The sequence below is a fragment of the Mycobacterium sp. NGS66 genome, from assembly GCF_059812225.1.
Genome location: NZ_JCALCG010000001.1, coordinates 925,456 through 935,143 on the forward strand (window position 1 = coordinate 925,456; position 9,688 = coordinate 935,143).

The following is a 9,688-nucleotide window of genomic DNA, read 5'->3' on the forward strand; positions in this document are numbered from 1 at the left end:
CCACTTGCGCATCACGAGAGCGGCGATGTTGCGTTCGTCAATGCGGTATCGCCGGTGCTATCACATTGCAGAGTCAGTGGCCTCGCGTGTCGCCCTTTCCAGGCCTCAATTGACGTAGGCGCGCGGCAGGACGGCAAAGTCGACGCAGGCCGCGTGCAACAGGTCGGCCAAGCTCGCGGATACCGGCGCGGTGATCTTCAGAACCGTGCCTGCCGTCGGGACTTTAAGCGCCGTGTAGTTGTGCATGGTGAATCCCCACAGTTCGTGGTCGATCCACGCCCAGTCGTTCTCGTCGAGCAGCTTGAATTTCCGTTTGTTCAGATCGAGTCTGGCGAGGTCCTCGCCACGCGGCGAGACGATTCGGTGGCTCAGTGGGTCATCGCTCTTTTTCCCGCGGTGCGGACACACCAGCGCGAGTACCGATCCGCTCGCATCGACAAACTGTGCCGCGCCGTCGTGGGGAATGATTCGTCCGATTTCACGGCCGGACTCGCTGACCGTGGTGGTGGCGTTCACGTCGACGGTCAGGGTCCGCTGCGCCATGGTCAACGTGTAGGTGCTCTTTCCGCCGTTAGCGAAACCGAAAAGCACTCCGAGGCCGAACTTCTGTTTGGCCACACCGACATCCGACCCGGCTCCGTCCTTCAGTTCGACGACCAACGCGTTGGATGTCGCTCGCTTCACCATCGCAATGACGACCAGTGGAGTGCTGGGGTGGGTCACCCCCGAGACAATAGCCCTCGCCCGTTCGATTTGTAACTGCCCATTGGCGCCTTTCACCAGGCACACTGACGGGCATGGACACCGCGCTGCAAACCACCGTCGATGAGATTTCCGACGGCATCTTCCGGCTGTCGACGTGGGTACCCGGGATCACCGAACACGGCTTCACGTTCAACCAGTTCTTGCTGACGGGTGAGGAGCCCTTCCTGTTCCACTGCGGCATGCGGCAGCTCTACCCGCTGGTGTCGGCGGCCATCGGGAAAGTGATTCCGCTGCAGCGGCTCAGGTGGATCTCCTTTGCGCATCTAGAGGCCGACGAATGCGGAGCGATGAATCTGCTGCTCAACGACGCCCCACACGCCCAGGTGATCCACGGCCCGCTCGCGTGCATGCTCTCGCTGAACGACATGTGCGACCGGCCTCCGGTGATGGCCCCGGAAACCGACGCGCACGATATCGGCGGCCATCGGCTGCGGTTCATCCCCACCCCTCATGTGCCGCACAACTGGGAGAGTGGCCTGTGGTTCGACGAGACCACGTCGACGCTGCTGGCCGGTGACCTGCTCACCCATGTCGGCCGGTGTCCGGCTTTGACCGAATCCGACTGTGTTGCACCGGCATTGGAAGCAGAGGCGTTGTTCCACGCTACCGGACTGACCGCAAATCTGGCGTCCACCCTGGAGCAATTGGCCCAGCTGCAGCCGAGCACCCTGGCGCTGATGCACGGCGCTTCGTTCGCCGGTGACGGTGCCGGCCAATTGCGCGGCCTGTCCGACGGCTATGCAGCGATGGTCGATTAGTGTCGTTGTGCTCGTTAATCACAGGTACATCCCTGCCGGAACCACGGCGCGGTAGCGTCCGCTCCTTACCTCAGACAGCAGCGTTGCGGTACTGACCTGTCCGTCATCGCCAGCCAGGACGGCGCGGCGGACGATTTCGCGAATGTCGCTGCCGCTGGTGTTCTCGGGCAGCGCGGACACCACCGCCGAGCTGTCTACATCCCGACCCCCGGGCAAGTCTCGAATCAGTGCCGCCAGGATCCGGGCAGCATCGGCGCGCCTGGGGTAACCGACCTCGACGATGGAGTCGAAGCGCCCGGTGCGGATGGCCGCCTTGTCCAGTGTGGCGGCCTCGTTGGTGGAGGCCAGCGTCAGGATGCGGGCATCGGGTTGGATGTCCATGGCCTGTAACAGTTCCGACAACTCCGCGCCACCTGCCGTGCGGTCGCGGCACCACAAGTCGATGTCTTCGAGCACGAGCAGGACCGGGCCGCCGAGGCGCTGGGCTTCCTCCACGACGGCGCTCAGCAGCTGGGCACCGGCCTTGGCCTCGAGGTAGACGACGGTGAATTCGCCGACGACCTCTCGGGCCACCACCGCGCTCACCGCCGACTTGCCGGTGCCTGGCGGACCGCACAGCAGAACGCCGCGGCGCGCACCAAGGCCGTGCGCGTTGAGCAGGCCATGGCGGTCGCGCACAGCGCTAACACCAAGATCAACCTCAGTCCACACCTCGTCACCGACGACGACGTTCTCCCGCGTTGCGGTCGATGGCAGCTCGAGAATGGTCAGGCTCAGCCCGTCGGTATAGGTAGCGCGCACAGCCCGACGTCGATACGGATTGAGCTGGTTGGCGCGTTTAGCAAGCCGGTCCAGTGCTGCGCGGGCATGGTCCTGGTGCTCCGGCGTCACGTAGGCACTCACTTCGGCCGATTGCATCAGACTCTGGCGTCCCTCGAGGCCTATGACACATCCAGTGTCTTGGAACAGCGTCCCAGCGGGAAAGTGCACCTGTAGACACAGCGGGTGGCGGTAGCGCTGGCCACCGATCTCGGTTTGCGTCCATTTCGGCGGGCTGGTGTATTCGCCCGGACCGATCTCGCAGACTTGGCGGTGCTCGTCGATCCATTCAGCGAGGGCCAGCGCGAAGGTAAGGCGGGACACGGGGTTGAGTTCGCGTTCCTCGTCGAGCAATTGCCCGCAGTGCGCCACCCCCAGACAGCGGGCGGTGAACCGCTCCGCCGTTTCGGGGTTCAACGCGGGGTCGCGCTCGGCTACACCGACCAGCAGCTCGCCGAGTGCATGCAGGGCAGGGCGCACACCGCGGTCGAGGCCGTCCAGCCAAGCGTTGAGGTCGGTGATGGGTCGGCGGTGTGCGTCAGCGTCGCCGGTCAGCTCGGCGGCCAGATCGGTCAGTTCGTGGTCGGTGAAGTTCATCGGCTCGTGGTCATTCAAGGAAAGGGCAGCCGAACAGACTCGCACCCAGCCAGGCGCGTAGTCAACTTCATTTTTCCGTCGATCCCGATTCGCCTTGGCACCCAACGCGATCCTGGATAACGTCCTCGGCGTCGCTCACCGATTCGAGAATCTCGTAAGCGATCAAGAGCATCAGCGGGCGATGGGCGGTGAACACCTCGTCGGCAGCTGTCTGCCTCGCTCCCAGTTGGTCCACGACATATGTCGGCCTGGTTTCAGGCCATAGACGCGCGGCACAGAAGTCGACCGGGCTGGTTGGATCTTTACCCTTGACAGCGGCGGAACCAGATCAGATATTCATAACATGGTGAGTTCACCAGGTAATGAATTCTTTGCACCGGGCGCCGGTGGGAGACGAGGCAGGGCGGGCCCGCCATCACCGCTCAGACCACCCGGACGCCCGGCCGGCGCGTCGGATACCCGCGAACGCATCCTGGCCAGTGCCCGGGAACTGTTCGTGCGCAACGGCGTTGACAACACCTCCGTGCGGGCGGTCGCCGCGGCGGCCGGTGTTGATCCGGCGTTGGTTTATCACTATTACGGCACCAAGGAACAGTTGTTCGCCGCGGCCATCCACGTGCCGGTCGACCCGATGGAGATTCTGCGGCCGCTGCGCGAGGCTCCGGTCAAGCGGCTCGGGTTAGTGCTGCCCTCGGTGGCGGTGCCGCTGTGGGATTCCGAGGTGGGCGCAGGTCTGCGGGTGATGTTGCGGTCCTTGCTCGCCGACACCGATGAGGGGGGGCTGGTGCGGGTGTTCCTGCGTGACATCGTCGTCGCCGAGATCGCCGCCCGTGTCGACGACCCGCCGGGCACCGGGGTGATCCGGGCGGAGTTCGTCGCCACCCAGATGGTTGGTGTGGCCATGGCGCGCTACATCATCGGGCTGGAACCGCTCGCGTCATTGCCGGCACAGCAGGTCGCACAGACGATTGCACCGAATCTGCAGCGCTATCTGACCGGCCAGCTGCCGAAAGGCCTGATGCCGTGACCGCGGACATGTTGGCAGCCGCCGAGGGTGGCGGCGTGATCGACCAGTCATGCCGATCAGCCGGTGCGTGTCAACGATATTGGTCATCGCCTACCTGGATCCGCGCCCAGCCTCGTTGTGACACAACGATTCTCATGAGGGCCGACCGCATCGTGGCGTCGCAAGGCGCCGCGCGGCACCCGTGCTGTCACAGCGCGGCACCAGGGGGTCACCAATGACGCCGACCAAGGCCGGGCGCCTTGTCGCCCAGGGGTGGATGCTGGTGGTTGCGGTGGTGGTGATCGCGGCGGCCGGGTTTGGCATCTATCGGCTACACGGGGTCTTCGGGTCTCACCACAACGTTTCGGCCGGTGGCGCCCTGCCCAACGACACCGCACCGTTTAACCCCAAGCACGTGCTCATCGAGGTCTTCGGCACCCCGGGCAGCGTCGCCACCATCAGCTATGTGGATGTCAACGCCCAGCCCCAAAGGGTGGAGCATGCCGCCCTGCCCTGGGCCTATGACGTGACCACCACCGTGCCTGGAGTGTTCGTCAACGTCGTCGCCCAAGGCAACAGCGATTCGTTGGGTTGTCGCATCACCATTGACGGCCAGGTCAAGGACCAGCGAACGGTCAACACGTTAAACGCCTACACCTACTGTTTGGAGAAGTCCGGGTGAGCCACCAACATGGCGACGGCAGTTCACTTTTGACCAGGACCGCGCGCGGTATCCGCTGGTGGTCGGTGCCGATCGTGGTGGGGTGGCTACTGACCGCGGTGCTGACCAACGTGTACGTGCCGCAGCTCGAAGAGGTCGGCAAAGCCCACAACGTGGCATTGAGCTCCCCCGATGCCCCGTCGCTGCAGGCGATGAAACGCATGGGCAAGGTCTTTCGCGAGTTCGACTCCGACAGCGCGGCGATGATCGTGCTGGAAGGCGAGAAGCCTTTGGGCGCCGAGGCGCACCGGTTTTATGACACCTTGGTTCACAAGCTGTCCGCCGACACCGCCCATGTGCAACACATTCAGGACTTTTGGGGGGATCCGCTGACCGCGGCCGGCGCGCAAAGCAACGACGGCAAGGCCGCCTACGTGCAGGTGTTTCTCGCCGGAAATCAGGGCGAGACAATGTCGCTGAATTCCGTGGCCGCGGTGCGTGACATCGTCGACCACACCCCCCCGCCGCCGGGGGTCAAGGCTTACCTGACCGGCGGGGCGCCACTGTTCGCCGACCAGCTTTCCGTGGGCAGCAAAGGAATCGCCAAGGTCACCCTGATCACCATCGGCGTGATCATCACCATGCTGCTGCTCATCTACCGCTCGATCGTCGCCACCATTTTGGTGTTGATGACCGTCATGATCGAATTGACCGCATCCCGCGGCATCGTCGCCTTATTGGGAAACGCCGGTGTCATCGGGCTGTCGACGTTCTCCACCAATCTGCTCACGTTGCTGGTCATCGCCGCGGGCACTGACTATGCGATCTTTTTGTTGGGCCGCTACCACGAAGCGCGCCACGCCGGCGAAGACCGCGAAACCGCCTTCCACACCATGTACCGGGGCACCGCGCACGTGATCTTGGGTTCGGGGCTCACGGTGGCCGGCGCGGTGTTTTGCCTGAGCTTCACCCGGCTGCCGTATTTCCACAGCATGGGCGCCCCCGGCGCCATCGGCGTGCTGGTCGCCTTGACCGCCGCGATGACCCTTGCCCCCGCCGTGCTGGCGGTCGGTACCGCGTTTGGCCTGCTCGAACCCCGGGGCGCGATGCGCACCCGGGCATGGCGGCGCATCGGTACCGCCGTGGTGCGCTGGCCCGGCCCCATTCTGGTGGTCGCCGTCGCCGTGGCCTTGATCGGTCTGCTCGCCCTGCCTGGTTACCAGACCAGCTACGACGAGCGCCCCTATCTGCCCGCCAACGCCCCGGCCAACCGCGGTTATGCCGCCGCCGAACGCCACTTCTCCCAGGCCCGGCTCAACCCCGAATTGCTGATGATTCAAACCGACCACGACCTGCGCACCCCGGCCGACATGATCGTGCTGGAACGGGTGGCTAAGGCCATCTTTCACACCAAAGGCATCGCCCAGGTCCAATCCATCACCCGACCATTAGGCACCCCACTGGAACACAGCTCCATCCCGTTTCAGATCAGCGCCGGCAGCATCGGCCAAATCGAAAACCTGCCCTACCAGCAAGCCCGCGCCGCTGACCTGCTCAAACAGGTCGCCGAAATCAACAAAACCATCGGCACCCTACAACGCCAATACGCGCTGCAGCAGCAAAGCGCCGCCGCCACCCAAGGCCAAGTCGACGCCTTCCACGACACCGTCACCACCATCACTGACCTGCGCGACAAAATCGCCAACTTCGACGACTTCTTCCGGCCGCTACGCAGCTACTTCTACTGGGAGAAGCACTGTTTCGACATTCCGATCTGCTGGGCGCTGCGCTCCATCTTCGACGCCATCGACGGCATCAATACCCTCACCGACCAGTTCTCCAACATCACCGCCAGCCTCGACACGTTGAATTCGCTGCAACCGCAGCTGCTCGCGCTGATCCCACCCCAGATCGCCACCCAACAAACCCTGCGCGACCTGACGATGACCAACTACGCCACCAACTCGGGGATCAACGCCCAAAGTGAGGCCGCGCTGCAAAACGCCACCGCCATGGGACAAGCGTTCGACGCCGCCAAAAACGACGACTCCTTCTATTTGCCGCCCGAGGTGTTCGCCAACCCCGAATTCCAGCGCGGCCTCAAACTGTTCCTGTCCCCCGACGGCAAAGCCGCCCGCATGATCATCACCCACAACGGCGATCCCGCCACCCCCCAAGGCATCTCGCACATCGACGCGATCCGCGACGCTGCCCAAGAAGCCGTCAAAGGCACTCCCCTGGGCAACGCTGACATCTATATCGGCGGCACCGCCGCCACCTACCAGGACATCAGCCAAGGCGCGAAATACGACCTGATGATCGCCGCGCTGGCCGCGCTGAGCCTGATTCTGCTCATCATGGTCTTCGTCACCCGAAGCCTGGTCGCCGCCCTGGTCATCGTGGGCACCGTGGCGCTATCCCTGGGAGCCTCGTTCGGGCTCTCAGTGCTGGTGTGGCAACACCTGCTCGGCATCCAACTGCTGTGGATCGTGCTGGCGCTGTCGATCATCTTGCTGCTGGCGGTGGGATCGGACTACAACCTGCTCCTGATCTCGCGATTCAAAGAGGAAATCCACGCCGGGCTCAACACCGGCATCATCCGCGCCATGGTCGGCTCCGGCTCCGTCGTCACCTCCGCCGGTCTCGTGTTCGCCGCCACCATGGCCTCCTTCGTGTTCAGTGATCTACGCGCCATCGGCCAAGTCGGCACCACCATTGGGCTCGGTCTGCTCTTCGACACGCTCATCGTGCGCGCGTTCATGACCCCCACCATCGCCGCGCTGCTGGGCCGCTGGTTCTGGTGGCCCCAACGCGTGCGGCCCCGCCCCGCCAGCCAGATGCTGCGACCGACTGGACCCCGACCCGCCGTGCGCCAACTTCTGCTCTGGGACGACGACGACCCCGCCTCCCCGACCACGACACCTTCCAGAAACAGATAGTTCACCGCCCACCAACCCCGGGTGCAGCAACATCACATGGCACAAAGGAATGAGCCTATGAACTCAAGCGTTTTCGGGATCCTCACGATCGCCGCCCTCGTGGCTCACATGGCACAAAGGAATGAGCCTATGAACTCAAGCGTTTTCGGGATCCTCACGATCGCCGCCCTCGTGGCCGAACTGGTGTTCGCTGCGGTGGCCTGCGCGTTCGTCCAGCGCGTTCTGCGCCGCACGCCCACTCCGATCAGCGAGCAAATCCACAGCGTCAAGAACGTCCTCAACAAAGTGCGCAGCGGCCAACCCATGTCACACGACGAACGACAGTATGCCGCCCAAATCATTGCCGACCGGCGATCATTGATGGCGTACTCAATTCCCGCCGCAATCTTCACCATCGGCTGCGTCTACGTGTTCGGCAGCCTCGAGCAGCTGCACGGACGCGCACCCTCGCTGCGCACCTGGATCGGAATCCTGCCCATGCTTGGAGCCATCAACCTCACCGTTCAGCTACACAGGGTCGCCACCTTGAAAAGACGCCTCCCCGCGGAAGATACGTTGACGCCGGCCTTGCCACGTCAGACGGGACATTACGCAAATGGGGAGAGGTCATGATGGTGAATGATGTCGCGATGGACATCGGATGGACATTTCATTTGAGAACTGGACACGGGATTCGAGACGAAAAACCTTACCAGCAACCACATGGCCACCCACCGGCAGCAACCACGTCGTCTCGGCGGTCACTGTAGGTTCTCAAACTCTGCGTCCACTTACGGTCCTCGGAACTGCACTGATGCGTGTCGTCTCACTCGGTGTCCACAGCGATTTGTCTCATGTTCGTGTCCATTTTTCCGCCGCGATACCGGGCGCCCAACCATTCCGACCCAAGGTCGAAGCCATTTCTCTGTATAACGGGCGAATTCGGTCCTACAATTGCACACCTAGTGGACACGAAAGTGACGCTCGGACAAGGGATTTGAGATCCTACACGCCGCCGTATAGGTTCTCGAACTCCATGTCCAGCCGAATGCTCCTGAGCCGCGACGATGCTGGTTTCTCGCGTGATGTCCACTCGATTTGTCTCATCGTCGTGCACTTTGCAGACCCTTCTTGCCCGTGGCTTTGTGCCGCTGCAGCCTTTTTGGCGAGGTCTTTTTAGCCGACGTACGCTTCTCTGTCTTCGCGGGTGTGGTCGAACCGCGTAATAATTCGCCCCACTGCTGAGTTCCATCCTGATGATCGGCTACGTGCTGATAATAAGGATGACCCCGGTCGCGAGCACGACAGCGCCAATGGCGCGCGACGCGGTGATCGGATGCGCAGATACGCCCAGCCACCCGTAGTAGTCGATGGCCAACGAGGTAATCGGGTTGGCGCTCACGGTCAGTGCGGCGTAGGTGCCGGCTCCGATGGTGCCGATGAACAATAGGCCGCAAACACTGCCAAGGCTCCGACGATTCCGCCCAGCGGCGCCCACCAGGGCCGGCGATACCAGCGACGGTCGGGAGCGGCCGTACAAAGACCGCGGCAATGACGAGTAAGACCGCCACGATCATCCCGAGCCCGCACTTTTCAAACTCGATCCGCCAGTTCGGCCTTATGACGTCCATATTGACTCTTCAGGCGCCGCTGCGGCCGCACTCGACGATGCCCCGTAGTGAGGTTCAAGCGGCAGCGGCCGCGCTCGATGACCCGCGCAAGACAGCCTAATTGGCCAAAGAAGAGCTCACACTTGTAGTAGTGCAGGCACACCTAGCAGGCCTATCGTGGTCGAAAATTGGTGAAACATCGGGAATTTCATCTCAATCCCCCTACCAACGATGGGCAGTCCGATCACGCGAAGTCGCCAATGTGGCAACTTCGGATCCCAAGATCAGCGATCGGACCGAAATCCGCACTGCCCGGACTGGGTCGCGCGCGTCAGCGTTGCCGGATTCGCAGGCCGTCGCTCACGGTGGCGATGTAGGTGGCGAGAAGCCGGTCGATGGCTTCGGGGCTGGCGTGCAGTCCTCCGGGGCGCCAGGCCAGGGCGAGTAGGCCATTGAGGGCGGCCCACAGCGCGGTGGCGAGGTCATCGGGATCGAGGTCTGCCCGCACGACGCCGTCCTGAATGCCTTCGCGAATCACCGTGGCGAGGCGAGCG

General features: G+C 63.3%; 9 protein-coding genes. 5 read left to right on the forward strand and 4 right to left on the reverse strand.

The window, feature by feature from the left end:
* Positions 1–105 precede the first annotated feature (105 nt).
* Positions 106–723 (reverse strand): hypothetical protein, encoded by a 618-nt coding sequence (locus AC5Y2L_RS04490; protein WP_499936528.1) that lies wholly within the window; start codon positions 721–723, stop codon positions 106–108.
* An 86-nt stretch (positions 724–809) separates the two neighbouring features.
* Between AC5Y2L_RS04490 and AC5Y2L_RS04495 the strand changes: the two genes are divergently transcribed.
* A complete protein-coding gene (locus tag AC5Y2L_RS04495; protein WP_499936569.1) occupies positions 810–1,523 on the forward strand; it encodes an oxygen-binding di-iron domain-containing protein in 714 nt (237 codons plus the stop codon).
* A gap of 18 nt (positions 1,524–1,541) precedes the next feature.
* Here the strand turns inward: AC5Y2L_RS04495 and AC5Y2L_RS04500 are convergent, their stop codons facing one another.
* Positions 1,542–2,939, reverse strand: coding sequence for an AAA family ATPase (locus AC5Y2L_RS04500; RefSeq protein ID WP_499936529.1), 1,398 nt, complete (start codon positions 2,937–2,939; stop codon positions 1,542–1,544).
* 469 nt (positions 2,940–3,408) lie between these two features.
* On the opposite strand from AC5Y2L_RS04500, the gene AC5Y2L_RS04505 reads away from it, so the two are divergent.
* From AC5Y2L_RS04505 to AC5Y2L_RS04520, 4 genes are all read left to right on the forward strand, one after another.
* The gene (locus tag AC5Y2L_RS04505; RefSeq protein ID WP_499936571.1) at positions 3,409–3,966 is read left to right on the forward strand and encodes a TetR/AcrR family transcriptional regulator; all 558 of its coding nucleotides are present in this window, start codon (positions 3,409–3,411) and stop codon (positions 3,964–3,966) included.
* A 214-nt stretch (positions 3,967–4,180) separates the two neighbouring features.
* Positions 4,181–4,627, forward strand: a complete 447-nt coding sequence (locus AC5Y2L_RS04510) for an MmpS family transport accessory protein (RefSeq protein WP_499936531.1) — start codon at positions 4,181–4,183, stop codon at positions 4,625–4,627.
* Positions 4,624–7,545 (forward strand): MMPL/RND family transporter, encoded by a 2,922-nt coding sequence (locus AC5Y2L_RS04515; RefSeq protein WP_499936532.1) that lies wholly within the window; start codon positions 4,624–4,626, stop codon positions 7,543–7,545. Before AC5Y2L_RS04510 ends, AC5Y2L_RS04515 begins: the two co-directional genes overlap by 4 nt.
* Before the next feature lie 57 nt (positions 7,546–7,602).
* The gene (locus AC5Y2L_RS04520) at positions 7,603–8,157 is read left to right on the forward strand and encodes a hypothetical protein (protein WP_499936533.1); all 555 of its coding nucleotides are present in this window, start codon (positions 7,603–7,605) and stop codon (positions 8,155–8,157) included.
* 631 nt (positions 8,158–8,788) lie between these two features.
* Here AC5Y2L_RS04520 and AC5Y2L_RS04525 read toward each other — a convergent pair.
* Positions 8,789–8,971, reverse strand: coding sequence for a DMT family transporter (locus AC5Y2L_RS04525; protein WP_499936535.1), 183 nt, complete (start codon positions 8,969–8,971; stop codon positions 8,789–8,791).
* A gap of 494 nt (positions 8,972–9,465) precedes the next feature.
* On the reverse strand, positions 9,466–9,688 hold a 223-nt coding region (locus tag AC5Y2L_RS04530), incomplete at its 5' end, for a TetR family transcriptional regulator C-terminal domain-containing protein (protein WP_499936536.1).

What these genes read in the sequence shown, in the direction of transcription:
- AC5Y2L_RS04510 (WP_499936531.1), top strand. Translation starts at nt 4,181, where the DNA reads ATGACGCCGACCAAGGCCGGGCGCCTTGTCGCCCAGGGGTGGATGCTG.
- AC5Y2L_RS04520 (WP_499936533.1), top strand. Translation starts at nt 7,603, where the DNA reads ATGAACTCAAGCGTTTTCGGGATCCTCACGATCGCCGCCCTCGTGGCT.
- AC5Y2L_RS04500 (WP_499936529.1), bottom strand. Translation starts at nt 2,939, where the DNA reads ATGAACTTCACCGACCACGAACTGACCGATCTGGCCGCCGAGCTGACC.